The 18,803-nt window shown below is 63.9% G+C and carries 11 protein-coding genes; all 11 read right to left on the reverse strand.

All coding sequences use genetic code 11. From position 1 onward, the window contains the following. Positions 1-96 precede the first annotated feature (96 nt). A complete protein-coding gene (locus ACODS1_RS07575; RefSeq protein WP_489085140.1) occupies positions 97-1,593 on the reverse strand; it encodes a TolC family protein in 1,497 nt (498 codons plus the stop codon). Between the two features lie 49 nt (positions 1,594-1,642). Further along, complete coding sequence (locus ACODS1_RS07580; RefSeq protein ID WP_489085141.1) at positions 1,643-9,925, reverse strand: Ig-like domain-containing protein; 8,283 nt, start codon at positions 9,923-9,925, stop codon at positions 1,643-1,645. A 41-nt stretch (positions 9,926-9,966) separates the two neighbouring features. Next, positions 9,967-10,830, reverse strand: a complete 864-nt coding sequence (locus tag ACODS1_RS07585) for a sulfotransferase (RefSeq protein WP_489085142.1) — start codon at positions 10,828-10,830, stop codon at positions 9,967-9,969. Positions 10,831-10,910: 80 nt separating this feature from the next. Next, positions 10,911-11,486: a phage tail protein gene (locus ACODS1_RS07590; protein WP_489085143.1), complete on the reverse strand. Its 576-nt coding sequence runs from the start codon at positions 11,484-11,486 to the stop codon at positions 10,911-10,913. Positions 11,487-11,560: 74 nt separating this feature from the next. Then, complete coding sequence (locus ACODS1_RS07595) at positions 11,561-11,869, reverse strand: DUF6916 family protein (RefSeq protein WP_489085144.1); 309 nt, start codon at positions 11,867-11,869, stop codon at positions 11,561-11,563. 11 nt (positions 11,870-11,880) lie between these two features. Continuing rightward, positions 11,881-12,405 carry a GNAT family N-acetyltransferase gene (locus ACODS1_RS07600; protein WP_489085145.1) on the reverse strand — a complete coding sequence of 175 codons (525 nt, stop codon included), beginning with the start codon at positions 12,403-12,405 and terminating at the stop codon, positions 11,881-11,883. Positions 12,406-12,569: 164 nt separating this feature from the next. Then, positions 12,570-13,574, reverse strand: a complete 1,005-nt coding sequence (locus tag ACODS1_RS07605; protein WP_489085146.1) for a sulfotransferase family protein — start codon at positions 13,572-13,574, stop codon at positions 12,570-12,572. Then, the gene (locus ACODS1_RS07610; protein ID WP_489085147.1) at positions 13,550-14,350 is read right to left on the reverse strand and encodes an aspartyl/asparaginyl beta-hydroxylase domain-containing protein; all 801 of its coding nucleotides are present in this window, start codon (positions 14,348-14,350) and stop codon (positions 13,550-13,552) included. Before ACODS1_RS07610 ends, ACODS1_RS07605 begins: the two co-directional genes overlap by 25 nt. 14 nt (positions 14,351-14,364) lie before the next feature. Next, a complete protein-coding gene (locus ACODS1_RS07615) occupies positions 14,365-16,458 on the reverse strand; it encodes an efflux RND transporter periplasmic adaptor subunit (RefSeq protein WP_489085148.1) in 2,094 nt (697 codons plus the stop codon). Further along, positions 16,458-17,777: an efflux RND transporter periplasmic adaptor subunit gene (locus ACODS1_RS07620; protein WP_489085149.1), complete on the reverse strand. Its 1,320-nt coding sequence runs from the start codon at positions 17,775-17,777 to the stop codon at positions 16,458-16,460. The genes ACODS1_RS07615 and ACODS1_RS07620 overlap by 1 nt, the downstream gene beginning before the upstream one ends. Next, positions 17,774-18,556: an efflux RND transporter periplasmic adaptor subunit gene (locus ACODS1_RS07625; protein WP_489085150.1), complete on the reverse strand. Its 783-nt coding sequence runs from the start codon at positions 18,554-18,556 to the stop codon at positions 17,774-17,776. Before ACODS1_RS07625 ends, ACODS1_RS07620 begins: the two co-directional genes overlap by 4 nt. Between the last annotated feature and the right edge of the window lie 247 nt (positions 18,557-18,803).

Raw genomic sequence — 18,803 nt, forward strand, 5'->3', positions numbered from 1 at the left:
AAGGCGCTGACGGAACTACCCTCAAGATAGTTCCTGGAAAAAGCCAAGCCCCACAGGATCGCTTTACTGCGACCCTGTGGGGCTTTTTTGTAGCTGTTACTTGGCCGGGCTGATATCGCCCTGTTCGAGGCGCTCCTGGCTGCTGGCCAGGGCGTTGGCAAGGGTACTCAGTTGAGTGTCTGGCAGGGCGTTGGGTAGTGGATCGACGCCTGCGCTGACGAACACCTGGTTATAGGCATTGCGCAGGTCGGCGTAGGCCAGGTCACGCTTGAGCTGGGCCTGCAGCGTGTTGAGTTCGCCCTGAATCAGCTCCAGTTCACCGATGCTCTGCGTGCTATAGCGGTTGCGCAGTTGTTCGGCGATCTGCCCGTCCAGGTCGGCCAGTTGCTGGCTGGTCTGGAACTGACGGCGGGCTTCGGCGTAGTTGGCGTTGGCCACATAGAGCTGAGCCAGAATGGCCATGGACATCGCCTGACGACGCGCCACAGTGACGTCCTGGCCAGCCTTGGCTACATCGATGGCGGCCGGTGCGGAGAGTACGTTGAACAGGTTCCAGGTGACCTTCACGCCATAGTCGGCCCAGCTTTGGTTCACCAGGAAGCTGTTGCTGTCATAGTGGCCACCGGCGGAGAACTCCAGGCCTGGCAGCAGTCGCAGCATGGCCTTGCGGGTCTCGGCAGCACCGATACGTGCCTGATAGTCCTGCTCGCGCAGTTCCGGGCGGCTGGCCAGGGCCTGTTGCTCCAACTGGGCGAATTCGACCTTCAGTTCTGGCACGCTGTAGTCATTGTTGGCCGCCAACTGGAAGTCGGTGTTCAGCGGCAGGTTGATCAGCGCGGCCAGCTCGGTCTTGGCCAGGGATAGTGCACGACGCTGTTCTTCCAGCTGGCGGGTGGCCTCGATCAGGGCGCGCTGGTAGCTCAGCGCCTGAATCGGGTCGCCAATGCGCTGGGTGGTCAGGTTAAGGCTATCGGCGCGCGCTTTGTCGACCCGAACCATGAGGCTGTCGATCTGCTTGAGTAGCCGTTCGGCGGCTACGGCGCGCCAGTAAGCAGAGCGCACGTCCTGAGTGATGGTATGGATGACCTTGCGCCGGCGTTCCTCGACGATCAGGCGCTGGTCAGCCTGCTGTTTGGCGCTGACATAGCTGACCCCGAAGTCGAGTACGTTCCACACCAAGGTGAGGTCGGCCACGTTACGGTCGCGGTCTTGAGACGTGGACGGTTCCAGAGACTGGGAGCCGGTCTCGATGCTGCGGCTGCTGGAGGCGCTGACGTTGTTGCGCCCGGTATAACCGGCAGACATGGCCATACGCGGCAGCATGTCGAAGGTGGCCAGATCCAGCTGCCGCTCGGCCAGGGCATGTTCCATCACCTTGAGGCGCGCTTCGAGGTTGTACTTGATAGCACGCGCCATGGCTTCATTCAGGGTTAGAGGTGCATTGAGCGACTCCTGATCCTTGAACATGCTGGAGAGATCGGCCCGTGCACGGGCCTCGCTCTCACTGCGATCGATGGGCTTGGTAGTGACGGCGCATCCGCTGATGGCCAAGGCCAGAAGGCTGGCAGTGAAGAACTTGTAGGTCTGAGTCATGCTGGCGGCCGCCCCCTGGTACGGCACGATGTTTCCCTTTCTTGTCATATCAGCCACGGTTGGTAGCCCCCGCCACCTGCCCGAGGGCCTGTGCCAACTCGCGCACGGGACGCATGTCGGCTTCTTTCATGGCGTGCAGTTGCTGGCCTAGCGTGGGGGCGCCGGTCAGGCCGCCCCCATTCTTGCCGGTGTCTCCGCCGCGCCACTGCTTGCCGTCGAATACCTTCAGTTGCATGTCCTGTTGTGGCACATCCTTGCTGAACATGCTGGAGAAGCTGCTGGTACCGAATACACCACCATCGCCTCCGCCGAAGCCGAGGAAGCCCCTTGCTCCGCCGTCGCTGAGACCGCTTTCGCTACTGGAGAAGACCTGTGCGATATAGCTAGGCGCCAGAGCGTTCTGGTTGATGAAAATGTTGCCCACGGTAGGTACCCCGCTGCCCAGCGTTGGCTGTTCGAACAGCGGCGGCGGCAGCAGCGGCGAGGTGGTGCTGGACGGCGCTGCGCTGGGTACGCTGGGCTGGATCGGCGTGGTAGGTGTGGTCGGTATCCCTGGTGTCGGGTTGGCGCGGAACTCGGGATCACCCTCGACCCCGCTGAGCACGTAGCCCACCGTGGCGAAGTTGTTCGCCATGGCATTGCCGGCATTGTCGGTGATGCCACTGGCAGCGGCAGCGAGGGACAGACCCAGGGTGCCCTGGCCAGTGACACCGCTGACGGTGACACGGTAGGTGCGTGCATCCACCTGCACCAGCGAAAGCAGGGTCCCGCTGGCGCTGCCGCTAGTAGCCAGGGCGAAGTCGGCCAGGTCGACACCGCTGACGTCCTCGCTGAAGGTTACGGTGAAGCTGAGAGTGGTATCGCGGGTCGGTGAGGTACCGTCCAGGGCAATGTTGGTGACCTGCGGGGCGGCGGTGTCCACCAGGACGCCTGCGGTGGAACCCACGTTGTTGAGCGCGGGCTGGGCGGCGTTGCCGGCCCCGTCACGCAGGGTGGCGCCGTTGGCATCGAGGCTGGCACCCATGGCGATACCGTTGCTGTCCTGCTGGCCACTGGCGACGGTGAGGCGGAACACCAGGGCGGTGCCACCCGAGCCGCTGAGGTAGTTGGCGTAGACGACGCCACCGGTGTCCAGGGTGATCGCCAGGCGCGGCGTGCCGCCGCTGGTGTCGACCGTGACCGCTTCGTCGAAATTCACCGTGAAGTCGAGGCTGTTGCCCGCCACATAGGTGCCATTGGGCGGCACGCCGACGGAGGTGACGGTCGGGGCGCGGCTATCGATGATGTAGTTGTTGGAGTCCGTGGTGCCGAAGCCGGCGTTGCCCGCCAGGTCGGTGTAGCCAGCGTTGTTCAGGGTGATGACGTTGGTGCTGTCGGAGACGTTGGCCCCCGGCGTCAGGGTTGCCGTCCAGGTGATGCCGCCGTCATTGCTGCTGAGCCCGCTGAGGCTGCCGTTGGCCACGCTGAAGTCAGTCGTGCCCAGCCCGGTTACTGCCTCGCTGAAGGTGATGGTGACGGTGGTGGTCTGCCCGGCCTTCAGGGCGGTGTCGGCAACCACGATGGTGGCGGTCGGCAGTTGGGTGTCGATGACGTAGTTGTTGGAGTCGGTACTGCCGGTGCCAGCGTTGCCGGCCAGGTCTTGCACGCCGGTGTTATTCAGCGTGACCAGGTTGGTGGTGTCGGTGACGTTGGCACTTGGGGTGAGGGTCGCAGTCCAGGTGATGCCCCCATCGTTGGAACTGAGCCCGCTTAGGGTACCGTTGCCGACCAGGAAGTCGCCGATGCCCAGCCCGGTCACTGCCTCGCTGAAGGTGATGGTGACGGTGGTCGTCTGTCCGGCCTTCAGCGCGGTGTCGGTGACCACGATGGTGGCGGTGGGGCGCTGGGTGTCGACGGTGTAGTTGGCCGAGTCGGTGGAGCCGGTACCCATGTTGCCGACAGCGTCGATATAACCCGAGTTGTCCAGCGTGATGATGTTGGTGGCATCGCTAACGTTGGCGCTCGGCGTGAAAGTTGCCGTCCAGGTCAATCCGCCATCGCTACTGCCGAGACCGCTCAGGCTGCCGTTGGCTACGGTGAAATCGGCAATGTCCAGCCCCGAGACCGCCCTGTTGAAAGTGATGGTCACCGTGGTGGTTTCACCGATGGACAAAGCCGTGTCAGCCACCGTGATCGTGGCCGTTGGACGCACGCTATCGATGATGTAGTTGTTGGAGTCCGTGGTGCCGAAGCCGGCGTTGCCCGCCAGGTCGGTGTAGCCAGCGTTGTTCAGGGTGATGACGTTGGTGCTGTCGGAGACGTTGACCCCCGGCGTCAGGGTCGCCGTCCAAGTGATGCCGCCGTCGTTGCTGCTGAGCCCGCTGAGGCTGCCGTTGGCCACACTGAAGTCAGCTGTGGTCAGCCCAGTCACTGCCTCGCTGAAGGTGATGGTGACGGTGGTGGTCTGCCCGGCCTTCAGGGCGGTGTCGGCAACCACGATGGTGGCGGTCGGCAGTTGGGTGTCGATGACGTAGTTGTTGGAGTCGGTGCTGCCAGCGCCGGCATTGCCGGCCGTATCCTGGACGCCGGTGTTATCCAGGGTGACCAGGTTGGTGGTGTCGGTGACGTTGGCGCTCGGCGTCAGGGTCGCCGTCCAGGTGATGCCCCCATCGTTGGAGCTGAGCCCGCTGAGGGTGCCGTTGTCGACCAGGAAGTCGCCGATGCCTAGCCCGGTCACGGCCTCGCTGAAGGTGATGGTGACGGTGGTGGTCTGCCCGGCCTTGAGCACACTGTCGCTCACCACGATGGTCGCGCTGGGGCGTTGGGTGTCGACGGCATAGTTGGCCGAATCCGTACTGCCGCTGCCGATGTTGCCGGCCATATCCATCACACCTGTATTGTTGAGTGTGATGATGTTGCTGACATCAGTGATGTTGGCGCTCGGGGTGAAGGTGGCCGTCCAGGTCTGACCGCCATTGCTGCTGATGGGGCTGGAGAGTGTGCCGTTGGCTACGTTGAAGTCGCCTATGTCCAGGCCGAGCACTGCCTCGTTGAAGGTGATGGTGACGGTGGCCGTTTCGCCGATGCTCAGGTTGCTGTCACTCAGGCTGATGCTGGTGGCTGCAGGGCGCACACCATCCATCACCAGGGCCTTGTTGGCCCCCAGAGAACCGGCTGCACCCGGAGTCGGTAGCGCGAGGAGCGCGGACTGGTTGCTGGCATCCTTGATGGTGCCGCCATTGAGACTCAGGGCCGAGGTGGAGATGTAGTCGAGATCAGCCGAGATGTCGCCTGCCTGTACGGTATAGCTGAAGCTCAGCGTATCGCTGCCGGAGCCCGAAACGTAGTCGAGTACGCGGTCTGTACTGCCGGTTTCCAGAGTCAGGGTCGGGATGCCAGTGACATCGACCACGCTGTCGAACTGCACGTTGATGGTGATGGTGTCGCCGATCTTGTAGGTGCCGTTGGCCGTGCTGGAGGAGACGCTGGTGACCATCGGGGCGGTGGGGGCGGTCAGGGTCAGGTCATTGCCAGTGTCGCCGATATAGCTGGTGGTCAATTGGGTGCCATTGCCCGCTGCGTTGAAGGTGCTGCCCTCGCTGAGGCCACTGAAGGTGCCGGTGATGGCATCGGCGGCGTCATTGAGGATGACCTTGTAGATCTCGCCATTGCCGGCCGCATAACCATGGTTGACCGTCAGTGTCGCGCCGGAAACGTCGACATTGCCGTTTACCACGACTTGGTCGTAGCCGCTGCCAGCGCTGGTGCCATTGATGTCCAGTGCCAGGGTGCTGCCTGCATCCAGAGTCAGATCGCCATTCACGTTCAGGGTGCCGGCACCGCCGTTGCCCGGGGAGAGTGTGCCGCCGTTCTGCACGATAACGTCGCCACCCAGGGTGCCGCCGCCGGCCAGGGTGGCTCCATTGGCCACCGTAGTTGCGCTGCTGGTGCTGCCATCCACGACCAGCGTACCGGCAGACACGGTAGTCGTGCCTGTGTTGGTGTTGCTGCCCGCCAGGGTCAGGCTGCTGGAACCTGTCTTGGTCAGGCTGCCCGTGCCACTGAGGATGCCGGACAGGGTAGAGGCGGCACCAGCATTGACGGTGGCTATGCCGGTCAAGACCAGAGCATTGTCGATGGTGGTGTTGCCGGTGATCTGCAGGGTGGTGCCGTTGGCCAGGTTGAGGCTGCCGGCGCCGAGGTTGGCGTCGCTGGCGACGCTCAGGGTGCCGGCGCTGATGCTGGTGCTGCCGCTATAGGTATTGCTGCCGGACAGGGTCAGCGCTGCTGCGCCGGTCTTGGTCAGGTCGTTGCTCCCGCTGATCACGCCAGACAGGGTGGTGGCGGCACCGGTGTTCACCGTGGCACTGCCGCTCAGGGCAATGGCGTTGTCGATGGTGGTGGCGCTGGTCACCACCAGGGTCGTGCCGGCGCCCAGAGTCAGCGTGCCACTGCCGAGATTGCTGTCGCTGGCGACGCTGAGCGTGCCGGCACTGACAGTCGTCGCGCCATAGGTGTTGCTGCCATCCAGGGTCAGATTCGCGGCGCCTGCCTTGGTCAGTGCGTAGGCACCGCTGACCACGCCGGAAAGCGTAGCGTTGGCCGCAGCAGTGACCGTGGCGTCACCGCCGAGAACGATGGCGTTGTCGATGATGCTGGCGCCGGTTAGCGCGAGTGTCGTGCCTGCGGCTAGGTTCACCGCCCCCGATCCCAGGTTGCCGTCGTTGGCGATCGACAGTGTGCCTGCGTTTACAAAGGTGGCGCCGTAGCTGTTGTTGCCTGACAGGGTCAGGGTGCCGCTGCCGGTTTTCGTCAGGTCATAGGCACCGCTGATGGCGCCGCTGAAGGTGACGGCATTGCTGTTGCCGATGCTGCTATCGCCAGTCAGGACGATGACGTTGTCGATGGTGGCGGCAGCTGTGACATTGAGTGTGCTGCCGCTGGCCAGGTTGACGGCGCCGCTGCCTAGGCTGCCGTCACCCACGATCGACAAGGTTCCAGCAGAGACGGTGGTGGTGCCACTGTAGGTGTTGCTGCCGTTCAGGGTCAGGGTGCCGCTGCCCTGCTTGACCAGTGATCCAGTGCCAGAAATCGTGCCACTGGCCGAGGTCGAGTTATTGTCACCGCCAGCGGAGAGGGTATAGCTGCCTAGCTGGATGCTGGCGTTGATGTTGTTGCTCGCCAGGCTGCCGATGGTCTGGTTCGAGAGCAGCGTCAGGACGCTGTTGCCGTTGACCCGCACAGCGCCGTTATCGGAGAAGGAGGCATCGCCATTGAGCTTGAGCCAGCCATAGTTCAGCAAGATGGTATTGCCGGTGTAGGTGTTGGTACCGGAGAGAGTCGTCGAGTAGGTGGCGGATCCGATCTGGTTGAGATTCAGGCCGCCGGTGCCGCTGATATTGCCGGAGAAGGTGGTGTCTGCTGTCTGGTTGCTGGTTAGGCTGCTGCTGCCGAGGTTGATCGAACCCGCGCCGGAGAGGTTGCCGATGGTCTCGTTGCTAGATAGTGCCAAGGTGGCACCTGACGACACGCTCAGGCTGCCGTTATCGGCCAGGGCGCTGCCGCCGCTGGCCGTCAGGGTGCCTGCGGAAATGCTGGTGCCGCCAGAGAAGGTATTGCCTGTACCGGAAAGGGTCAGGTTACCGGCACCTGCTTTGTTCAGCGCGCCGCCGCCGGTGATGACGTTGCTGATGGTGGCAGTGTCACCGGCGCCATGGGTGAAGGTCTGGGTAGTACCGCCCCCCAGGGTGAGGGTGCCGCCGGTGAGTATCAGGCCGCTGGCCTGATCCATATCGAAGGTCAGACTCTCGTTGATAGAGCCGGTATTGAGGTTGAGCGTCTGTCCGGCCAGGTTGCTAGCGAAGACGATGGTCTGAGAACCGGTGCTGTCGGCCGCGGCGATAGCGATGGCCTCGCTGAAGCTCGTGCCGTTGCTGGCATCGATGGTGGCGGTATCGGAGGCATTGGTGACGTAGATGAAGTCCGTGGCTACCGTGACGTTCGCCGTTGCGCTGCCGCCGGAGCCGTCGTTGAGCGTCACCTTGACGTTGGCGTCACCGGCCGGCGTGTCGTTGCGGTAGGTGATGCGCTGTGCCACGTCGTTGACTAGGGCGGTGGTCGCCGTGGTGCCGCTGCTGGTAAAGCTGATGGTGAGCACGCCGCCGGTATTGGTGAATGTTGCGAAGGTCTGCCCATTCGCTTGCAGGTTGCTGCCGCTGACGGTGAACAGCGCGCCGACGGTGTCGAAACCCAGCACGTCGCTGCTCACTGCCGTGCCGTTGCGCTGGATCACCAGGCTGGCGCCAGACCAGTTGCCGTTGCCACTGTTCAGCGCGCCCAGCTCGGCATCGGCCAGGCTGGCGTTGCTGCCCACATCGATGCGCACGGTATTGCCCACGTCGCCCCAGGCGACGCTGTCGCCGTTGAGGTTGCCGAGGGTGGGCGCGGCGTTGGGGTTGTAGTTGGTATCTGTGGTGCCACCGTTGGTAGTGTAGATGGTCGAGGTGGACGCGCCGTTGGCGCCATCGACGTTGCCGGCTCCGGCCGCCCTGCCGCCCAGACCGCCACCGCCCACGTTACCGGTACCGAGGGTGCTGAAGCTGGTGCTATCCATCCGTACCGTGCCGCCCGCGTTCCAGATGGCACCGACCCCGGCACCACCATCACCGCCACTGCCCACCCGGCTGTAGTTTGCGGCCTGGTCGTTGGAAACCCCGCCCCCACCACCGCCACCCGCACCGAGGTTGTTGGTCACGCTGCTGTTGACGATAGTCAGGATGCCGCTGCTGGAGTTGTAGATGCCGCCTGTGGCAGCAGCCCCTTTGCCGCCAGCCGCCGATGAGCCGCCACCGCCGCCGCCGCCACCAATGCTGGTGCTGCCGTTGTTGGCCAACCCACCCGATCCCCCGGCGGTGTAGCCGGAGATGCTCGATCCATTGCCGGTGTAGCTGCCACCCGCCCCCGCCGCAGCGCTACCGCCACGCCCACCCATGTTGCTGTTGGGGCCGGCGCCATTGCCACCCGTGACCGAAGACGGTGTGGTGGACGGGATAGCCGCATCAGTGCTGCTGCCACCCGTACCACCGAGGGTGGTACCAAAACCGCCGCCGCCGCCGCCGCCGCCGCCGTAGTTGCCTCCGAAGTCGCCACCGCCACCGCCGCCACCGGATGCCTTGTTACCGGTGATGGTGCTGTTGGTAATGGTCAGTACGCCCGCGTTGCGGATACCCGCGCCCAGGCTGTCCGCAGCGGAGGCACCCTCATTGGCACCGTTGCCGACGACCAGGCCGTTACGGATGGTGATGTTGTCCAGCGCGACCTTGGAGTTGGCGCCGCTGGTGGTGACGTCCAGCACCCGGGCCTTGTTGGCACCGTCCAGCGCGAACCCCCCGCCGACGATCTGCAAGGTATGGCCGTCGGTGACGTTGATGGTGATGGCATCGTTGAAGCTGGCGAAAGTGATGTTGCCCGTCAGGGTGATGACATCGTCGACGCCGTCGGTATTGCCCGTGGCAATGGCGCTCTTCAGGTCGGCGATGTTGTTCACCGCCGTGGTCACCAGCAGGTGGTCATAACCACCCAGGCGCGACAGGTTCAGGGCGCTGCTGGCCGCGATCTGGCCGGTGGCGATCTCCAGATCCCAATCGCCGCCCTTGGCGTTGCCGCCGGTGTTGTCGTCGGAGGCGGCGATGTCCGCCCCGGTCATGCCGGCCAGTTTGGTGACAAAGGCCTGGCCTTCGCTGCCTGCCCCTACTTCGCAGCCGTAGAGGAGGATGTCGCCATCGGTGGTCAGCGCCTTGCCGATGTTGGAAAGCTGGGTGGCGTACTGCGCGAGGTTGCCTTCGAATAGCGGGCCGTTGCCCAGCAGCAGCACCCCGGAATCGCCGTGGGAAATGATGTGGATGGCGTCGATGCCGGTGCGCCCGGCCAGAGCGTCGGCGATCTGCTGCACGCCATCCTTGTTGGTGGACAGCAACACCACCTCGGCATTGGGCGAGACGGCCTTGAGCAGTTCCTGGTAGTTCGGCGCACGGGTATCGACAAAGACGATTTCCTTGCGCACGCCGCTCTGCCCGTCGGTCACCGGGCTGGCCTGCAAGTCCTGGGTGCCGTGGTTAGTGTCGGCGCTCGCGTGGCTGCTGTCGCGCGCGCCGGTGTCATGGGCCGCATCGGCGGTGGGGGCCGCTGTCGCCGTTGTGGCGGCGGTATCGGCCACGGTGGCCGCGACCGCGCCGTCGAACATCATGCGCGGCTCCAGCGCACTGATCAGCGGCAGCGGACATGCCAGCGGTGCTGCCTCCGCACCCTTGGCCTTGCCGTTGCGACCTGCCTTCTTCGAAAGACCCCAGCCCATGACTTCTACCTCCTCATTCCGACGCCCGCCTCGGCGGGTGCTCAGTTGCGTTCTTGTTCCAGGGCCCGGGCGTCCCGGGAGGTCCTGATCACATGGGCCTCGCTGTTGCGCGAGTCCTTCCAGAAATCCAGTTGTGAGTATTGCTCGAACAGATCCGGCGGCAGCAGGGTGCGCCGTGTCGCCACTTCTACTTTGGGTCGCACCTTGTGTAGCCCGCGCAGGCCTAGGGCCTGGTCGAACTCAGGGGCGTCGTACTCAACATGCTCGAAGTCATGCTCGAACCAGTGCTCGCCGAGGAACTCGTAGATCAGGCGTAGTACTCGCTCGGGCGTAGCCACCAGCAGGTCATAGTCCACCAGTAGCAGGGAGCGGGCGTGCTCGCCGTAATAGGCATCCTTGAGCGCCGACCAGGGCAAACCCACCAGGCGGTTGCGCTGTGCCAGGGTCTCGACCCTGCTGTAGACGGTGTTACGCTCGTTGTCGTCGTTGAACAGCTTGGTGATCTCGTATGGGTTGGCGCGGTAGAGTCGCTCAATGCTGTCCATCACCCAGGCGACGTTGCGCACGCAGGCAATCACCTTGGCCTGGGGAAACAAATCCAGTAGGGCTGGCAGGCGTGCGCACCACAGGCGATTGGTGTCGAAGATCACGTCCCGCTCGGCCAGATCAGCGTAGTAGTTGCTGAACAGGCCTGCCAGCAAACGCTTACGCTGCTCCTGGGTCACCACCGGGCCAAACTCGCTCTCGGCGCCGAATTGCTTGAGCAGGGCGGAGAAGAAGCTGCCCACCGGGCTGGTCATGCCGGCGTGAAAGCGCGGGTTCTGCCGCAGCAGCGCCGCCAGCAGCGTGGATCCCGAGCGTGGCAGCCCCGAGATGAAGTGATAGGCGGGTGATGGATGGGTCATGGTCTGCGTGTACGTCTGCCTGTCAGTGATACGGGGCCAAGGAGCCGCCGGCGCCGCAGGGCACCGGCGGATCGAGTGCCTCAGTTGCGCGAGGGGAAGATGCCGTCCAGCGCGATGATGAAGTTGATCCCGATGTAAGGATTACGGATGGCCACCGGCTGGCTACCGCCAGCGATTTGCACCGTCACGTTCACGGTGCTGGGGTTGGTCAACGGGACCGGGTTCGACATCGCGCTCGACCAGATCGCCGCCGCCGAAGCCGAGCCGCCTGCGGAGCCACCCAGAACGGAGTTGGTCGAGCTCGGAACTAGTGCCGGGTTGGTCGGTGTGCCAGCGGCGGAGATCGTGCTGGTGCCGGACGCAAGGTGGGTGTGCATGGGCATCTGGGTCTGCAGCAGGGTCACGGTCTCCGCCCCGCCGAGCTCGCCCAGATTGATCGGCGAAAGGCCGGGTCCCTGGGACTGGCCGACCGGCGAGCGGCCGCGCAGATCCGGCAGGCCAAAGGTGGTCTGGCCATTCCCGCCGTAGGTGGTGCCCAACAGGGAAAACAGTGCGGTGTTCTGCGCAATCGCCATGCTCTGGCCCATGCAGAACGCGTAGCCACGGGGTGCAAAATTGCCGCCGAACATCTTGATCTCACCGATAAAAGGCTCCATGTGTTGACTCTCCTCTGGCTCTGGTTTGGCGCGTCTTAACGACTAAGCCGCGCATGCATGCTTGTTGTTATGGGTTATGCAGGGCGATCCGTGTGAAACACGGCCTGGACGACGTGGCGCCCATCCTCGATGGGAAGGCAGGGGGTCAGCAGCAGCGCCCAGCCCTCTTCTCCGGGTAGGCCCAGGCGGTACACGTCCTGTTGCAGGCTGTACTGCGGGGGCAATACGAAGTGGGCGTGGTAGCAGTGATGGCGAGGTGTCATGGCGATACCTTCCTCCACACCGAGCAGTTCGACGGGCAACACCTGTTCCGGCGACAGCCAGAGGTGGAAGGACTGGCCGACAGCCTCGGAAAGCAGTGTGTAGGACGGCATGGGATACATGGTCTGGCTCCTCAGGACGGCAAGGCTGCATGCAATGACAGTGCGGCGGTGATTTGCTGACCGCGCGGGTTGCGGCGCAACTTCAGGTACACGCCGTTTTCCCCGACCACCTCGAAACCATGGCGAAAGTAGAGGCGCTGAGCAGGGTTGTAGGACTCCACGTGCATCCCCGCACTGAGCCCCTCGCTGTCGGCCCGTTCAAGGAAGCGTCCCAATAGCTCTGAGCCGATACCGCGGCCACAGGCCTCGGGCAGCAGAGTCAGATCGATAATTTGCAGATGAGTATCGGTCCACAGCAGGTAGGCGCGTCCTATGGACTTGCCAGAGACCTCGATGACGTATTGCTCTGCATCGGGGTAGTGAGCCTGGTAATAGGCGCGCTGTGAGTTGAACTGTTGGTCGACGAAACGCTCACGAGTGGCATGATCCCAGCTTGTATGCTCCAGCTCGTGGGCACGTGTGGTGCCATAAAGCCTCCGCAGAAACGCCAGGTCGGCATCCTCGATGGGGCGGAGAGTCACTTCAGATGTGGGCACGGTATGAAGCTTCCTTGCGCGCCAGATTTGAGATAACTGGCGTGGGCTTGAACTGGTCGGGCGCTGCTTGCGCACACGAGTGAATATAGATCGGGGGTGTAAAAACGCCACTATTTCCTTACGAACGGTGGGAACTTTTTCCAAACGCCCGTATGACGCGGCATTTACCGTACAGACATAGGTTCAAGACGCAGCTTTTCCAGCTCTGCGTAAGGCCCTGACGCCCATTGCACGATGTCTGCTTGAAGTTCTGCACTTGCCGCCCGTCGCTTCTGCTCGCTGTCCGCACTAAAGGTCATTCCGGGATTTTTGGCATCTAGCTGCGCAGCAGCTTGCATGAGCGCGATATCCGCCTCGTTGATCGCCAGGGGAGCGGCCAGTCGACCCCAGGCAGCTTCTGGTAATTCGCAGTAGTTGACCGGTATGCCGCCATGGCGCCTGCAAAGCTCCAGGCCCGCCTCGAGCGTTCGGCCTATGACGCGGCAGGCGTAGGCCGACCTGGACAGATTCTGCTGTGCACCGGCGGGCGCATCCAGGCCGGTGGCGCCGAGTAGGCCGGGTACGCAATGCATGCCGGGCTGGCGTAGCTGCGACACGGCGATTTCCAGCGGATCGCGATAGAGAAAGATGCGCGGTACCTGAGGGTAAAGCGCTGCCAGCAGGGAGGCTTCGAACAGGTTCCAGGCATCCAGTTTGACGAACAGACGCTGCTCGTTGCCCTGCCTAGGCTGGCCATAGGCCGATAGCAGGGCTGCCACGTGATCCTGCAGTTGCCCGGCCAGGCTGGGATCAATGCGCTCGGCGCGCAACAGGCTATCCAGTGGTGGCGGCTCGGAGAGCACGATGCTGTCCGGTAAGGCGGCCAGCATCTGTGCCATCAGTGTCGAGCCGCAGCGCGAGGCGTGGAAGATCAGGGCGTTGGGGGTAAGGCCGGGCCGGGCGATATGCCACTGACGCAAGGCATCCAGCCCGGTTTTGCGGCGAAATGCCTGGTTGAATGGCAGCCGCAGAGCACGCTCGACATCATCGCGGAAGAATGGCTGGGTCAGCCGTTGATCGCCGAACCAGCACCAGTCGACACACCATTGGCCATCGACCTGCCAGACACGGATCGGTAACCAGCCATGGAAGTCCTGCTCGGGAGTCATGCGCGCCATTGCTCGTTCCATGTCCGTTTTCCCTGGCGCATGGCGCCTTTTACGTCCGCTGCGGAAAACTCCAGCCCCTGTTCGTGGCCCAGGCGAACGACCGTTTCACAGAAAAGCTGCGGGTCGGTGATCGTGCGCAAGCGTTCAGCCAGCTTCGGATCGCCCGTCACGTGATCGCGGAAAGTGGCAAAGGCCAACCCGGCTCTGCCTGGTGAAAGCTCGGGGGTATCGCTCATGCCTTGGCGCAACAGCTCCAGCAACCAGGCATTGGGCTGACAATCCAGCACCAGGTGCACGCGCGCACCGGAACCGGGATTGTCCACCCGGTGCGGTCGGGACAGGTCGATGAACCAGCACTCGCCTGCTTTCATGGGCACCCGCAGGCCATCGACGAGAAACTCCACGTCAGGAGGGCTGAGAAGCGGCACGTGCAAGCGCAGATCGCCACCGGGCTGGCCGAGATCAGGGTCGCGGTGCTCGTGAATGCGAGCGCCAGCACCCAGGCGCAGAAGCCGTGCACTGCGGATGGTGGTCTGGAACAGCGCGAGCACGGCATGCCAGGCTGCTTCAGCTTGCCACCAGCTACTTGCCACGGGCACACCGCACCCTGGCGCGAGGGGCAGGGGGGCGTCCTCGGGGGTGATCAGCGCGATACCGCTCCACTCACCCTCGTAGTAGCCCGTGTTGAAGTGGTAATGCCAGGCCGCCTCGGGAATCTTGCCGAGGGCCTCCAGCAAGGCCGGTAGCTGAGGCGTCAATGGTAGTCGGGAGCAGCGAGGCAAAGCGTCCGGGCTCATGTTACATCCTTGTCTTAGAAACCACTTTCGCGCACACCAAGTGCAGCGATCCTGCGCCAGGCGGCACCCAGCAGCGACTGCCGCTCACCATCGAGCACCACCATGCCACGCAGGGGGTGGTCGGGATGGAGGTCACCATCGAGCAGCGTCAGGCGCACGCCATACTGGGCTTGCGTGGGCTCGGCGCGGTGCTGGGCATCGCGGCGCACGGCGATAGGGCCGCCGTGGTCGGAGCTGAGCGCCTCCAGTTCCAGGTAGGCGACGCCGGTGGCGTCCACTTCGTCCAGTCGCACTTTCAGCGCCGGACGTGCCGGGTCGTCGGTGATGAAACGTCCTTCGCTGCCAGGTTCGATCCGCCAGAGGTTTTCTTCGGCGAGGTAGCCGCGCAGGCGTAATCCCGGTTCGACGATGCGCGCCAGTGGTTCGGCCGGATGCAGCCAGCGGTTCACGCTCAGGTCGCGCTGCAGGTCGCGCACGACTCCGGCCTGCGGCGCACGTAGTTGCAAGCGCTCACGCTGGGCGGCCAGGCCACGGTATTCGGCCACGGCCTCGGCCAGCCTTTGTTCGAGGATGCCGGCATCGGCTGCCGTTTCGCTGCGTGCCGATTGTCGGCGTAGCTGAAGCTGCAGTATGTCGATTTCGCGGCGCACGATGCTCAAGCGTGAGTCCAGATCCGGAGAGTCGAGCTCGAGCAGCAACTGCCCGCTTTCGACGCTCTGCCCATCGGTGACGTGCACGGCTTTAAGGCGCGCCGCGACGGGAGCATGCAGTGCGCTGGTGCGTGAGGCTTCGAGTAGCGTGGGTATCTCTACCGAGCTGCGCCAGGGTACCAGCAGCACCAGTAGCATCATTCCCAATGCCGCGCCGACCAGCAGTACCTTGCGCGGGTCGGCCTGGTCGCGGCGCTTCCACCATTCGCCGAGCTCCTTCCAGACCGGCAGGCCGATGAACCACACCAGTTCCACCAGCATGAGGACGATGCCCAGTACCTTGAAGAACAGGTGGTAAACCGTCAGGGCAATACCGAAGAACAGGATCGCCCGCCATATCCAGGAACCATAACCCCAGATCAGCAGGCGCCGTGTCATGGCCGGCGACCACGGCTCCGGCGCTGGCTCGCCATAGCCGAACAGCGCCTCGCGCAGGCGCCAGCGACACAGGGCGAAGGCACGGTTCTGCAGGTTGTCCACGCCCCACAAGTCGCTGGTCAGGAAATAACCGTCAAAGCGCATGAAGGGGTTGAGGTTGATCACCAGGGTGGTGACCCAGGTGGCGCTGGCCAGCATGAACGCGGCGGTGCGTGCCGGGCCATCTGGCAGTAGCGACCAGGCCAGCAACGCCAGCACCGCCAGTAGCAGTTCAGCCATTACCCCGCCAGCGCCGATGAGCAGACGGGAGCGGCGATCCTGTACCCGCCAGGCATCGCTGACGTCGGTGTAGAACATCGGCAGCATCACCATGAAGGCCAGGCCCATGCTCTGCACTCGACACCCCGCGCGTTTGGCCATGAAGGCATGACCAAACTCGTGACAGAGCTTGGCGAAGGTCAGTGCCACCCCAAAGGCCAGCGCACCGCCCAGGCTGAACAGATGAGGGAAGGTGGCGAGAAAACGCTGCCAATCGCGCATCACCAGAAATACGCCCAGCACGAAAACCAACGGCAGCCCCCAGCGCAGCAACCAGGAGCCATGGCGCTCGAGCACGGGCCAGGCGCGATTGAGAAAAGGGTCGGGCCGCCACAATGGAATACGGAAAAACAGGTATTGATGCAGGACGCGCTTCCACAGGCTCTGGCGTTGCGCCCCCGCCTTCAGCGCATAGCTGGCACGCTGTTTCTCATCCAGCGCCGCGATCAGGTCGTGTTGGCTGAGAAAGCTGAGCATGCCTTCGAGTTCGCTCGGGCCGAGGGGCGCACCAGGCTCGGCATTGGCTGCGGCCAGGACACGCTGAGGGTCGCCCAGCGTCCAATGGCGTAACAGACGCACGGCCGCTGCGCCAAGCTTGAAATAACGGCCGCGTAGCGGGTCGGCCAACGTCCATTGGGGTGCGCCGTCGAGGCCGGGAGCGGCCGGCGACAGCTGCAGATCCGAGCGCAGGGCAGGCAGCATTAGAAACCCAGGCTCTGGCGAGCGGCGGCCAGCGGCCGGCGCAGCAGGTAATAGACCAGTGGGGCTCGCCCACCGAACAGTTTGGCGGTACCACGCAGGCCGATGCGCGGTGGTGCATCGACGAAGCGTGCATCCAGGCGGTAAGCCAACTGGCCGGCGGCGGTGGTCTGTGCCTCATAGGCCGAGCGTTCCAGGGTGGCCGCGTGACGATTAACCGGGTCGCTGTCGAGAAACAAGGCTACTTCGGCCCCAGGCTGCAGAGCGATGGCATCGCCAACGGGCAACTCGATGCGCAGTTCGGCCTGGCTCGGGTCGGCAATTTGCATCAGTCGTTCGCCGGTCTGTACGGGTTTGCCGGTCAGTCGTTCGGCATCGGCAAACACCGCGATTCCGTCGCGTTCTGCGCGCACTTCACTGCGTGCCAGCAACTGCTGGGCATAGTCGCGCTCGGCGCGCTTCTGCTCGACGCGCGCGGCCAGCAGATCCAGGCGGGCATTGGACTCGGCGTCAGCGAAGGCGCGCTGGCTGTTGGCGCGCAGTTCGGCTTCGGCGACGCCCAGCGCGCGCTCGGCGACATCGGCCTGGGCTTTCAGCGTGGTGGCGTCGAAGCGTACCAGTACGTCCCCGGTTGCCACGCGCTGGTTGGGTTTGACCAGGAATTCGGCGATGACCCCGTCCAGCGGGGCCGCCACGACACGCCCACCCAGCGGCACCACTTCAGCAGGCGCGAGTACCGACTGGCGCACTGGCATCAGCAGCAGTAGCGAGGCGGCTGCGGCGATGGCCAGCAGCTTCTTGCGTGGCCAGCGCATGCGCCAGGGTTTGCGCGGTTGCAGTGCCAGCCAGGCATGGGCGTAGGTGTCGGCCAGTTGTCCCAGCAGTGCCTGTTCCGCTTCGTTGAAAGGCTGGTCACGGGCCAGCCAGAGTCCGCCAAAAGTCTCGTTGGCACGGTTCTTCAGGGCGAGCCAGTAGGCGCAGGGGGCGGAGAGGCTGTTCCAATCGGTTCGCGTTTGTTCGTCTAGGTAGGCCGGGTCGATATTGCCGCTGGTATCGAGCAGCCCTTCCCTCAGCAGCCCTCCGGCAGCGCGCTCGACGAAGGCGACGAACGGTGCATTCGCTTCGACCACGCTGATGCCGGTAAGCGCTTGTACCTTGCCGGCGACCAGCAGTGCGGCATGGCGGAAACCAAACAGTGGCTGGCTATCGTTGACCATGGCGAAGGCCAGGTGCTCGACGCTGTTGGCCTGACGGGCCTGCCGTTCGATGCCGAGGAACTGCGCGAAAACGCGCTCTGCGTTTCCGGGCAGCGGCGCGTTCATTCGTTCACCTGAAACTGTGCGGTACCGCTCATGCCGGCCAGCAGGCCGGTGGCATCGCCGGGCAGCGTACCGATCAGCAGCAGGGTCTGGCTGCCTTCATCGATACGGGCACCCAGACGTTTGACTTCGGCCTTGAGGGGCTTGCCGGTCTCGTCCGGGGTGAAGTCGAAGGTCTGTCCGGGTTGAATCCGGCTGAGCCAGCTGGACGGCACCAGCAGGTAGATCTCCAGCGTGGCATTGTTCACCACGTCCAGTAACGGAGCGCCGCTGGCGACGCTCTCGTGCGGTTGTGCGCGGCGCTGCACCACGCGTCCGTCGAAGGGGGCCAGGACGCTGCAACGCTTGACCTGCACCTGGTACACCTGGGTTTCGGCCTGAGCCTGTGCCTGGCGCGCTTCCGCCAGGGCGACCTCGAAGCGTCCGACCGAGTTGAGTGCGGCCAGTTGCTTCTTGTTGTTGAGCTCCTCGCGGGTGGCACGTGTGGCGGCCTGGGCGGCATTCAGCTGTGCCTGATAGGCGCTGCAATCGAAACGCACCAGCACGTCGCCCTTGGTGAACTTCTGCCCATCCGCGTAAGGCATTTCGATGATGCGCCCGGCCAACTCACTGGAGAGCACGGCTTGATCACGCGCGCGCAGTACGCCGCGTACCTGGCGCTCGGCCGACGATGGAGTGCTGTTCGTCAGTGAATCAAGCAAGGGATCGTCTGCTCGGGCTGAAGACATCAAGGGGCAGAGCAGGATGCTGAGGCAGAGCAATAGTGGGGTGGGGCGGGGCATGACCTACGTCCTTGCATGGGTAGATAGCAGTCTAGAGCAGAAGCCGATCACAGCAAATTGGCCGTAACGATGCCTTAACGTGGTGAAGGATGTCGATCTGGCTGTGTTCAAAATCCGTTTTGGGTGCGATTGCGGCCAACCTGTGGAGGGAGGCTGTAAAAGAGGCTGAGGTGTAACGCCGAACCGTCTTGATCCTGCCATGCCTGCTATCAAGCCGTGAGCCTCATGAGGAGCCAGTGTCCTGACT

The sequence above is a fragment of the Pseudomonas sp. FG29 genome (genome assembly GCF_057809355.1).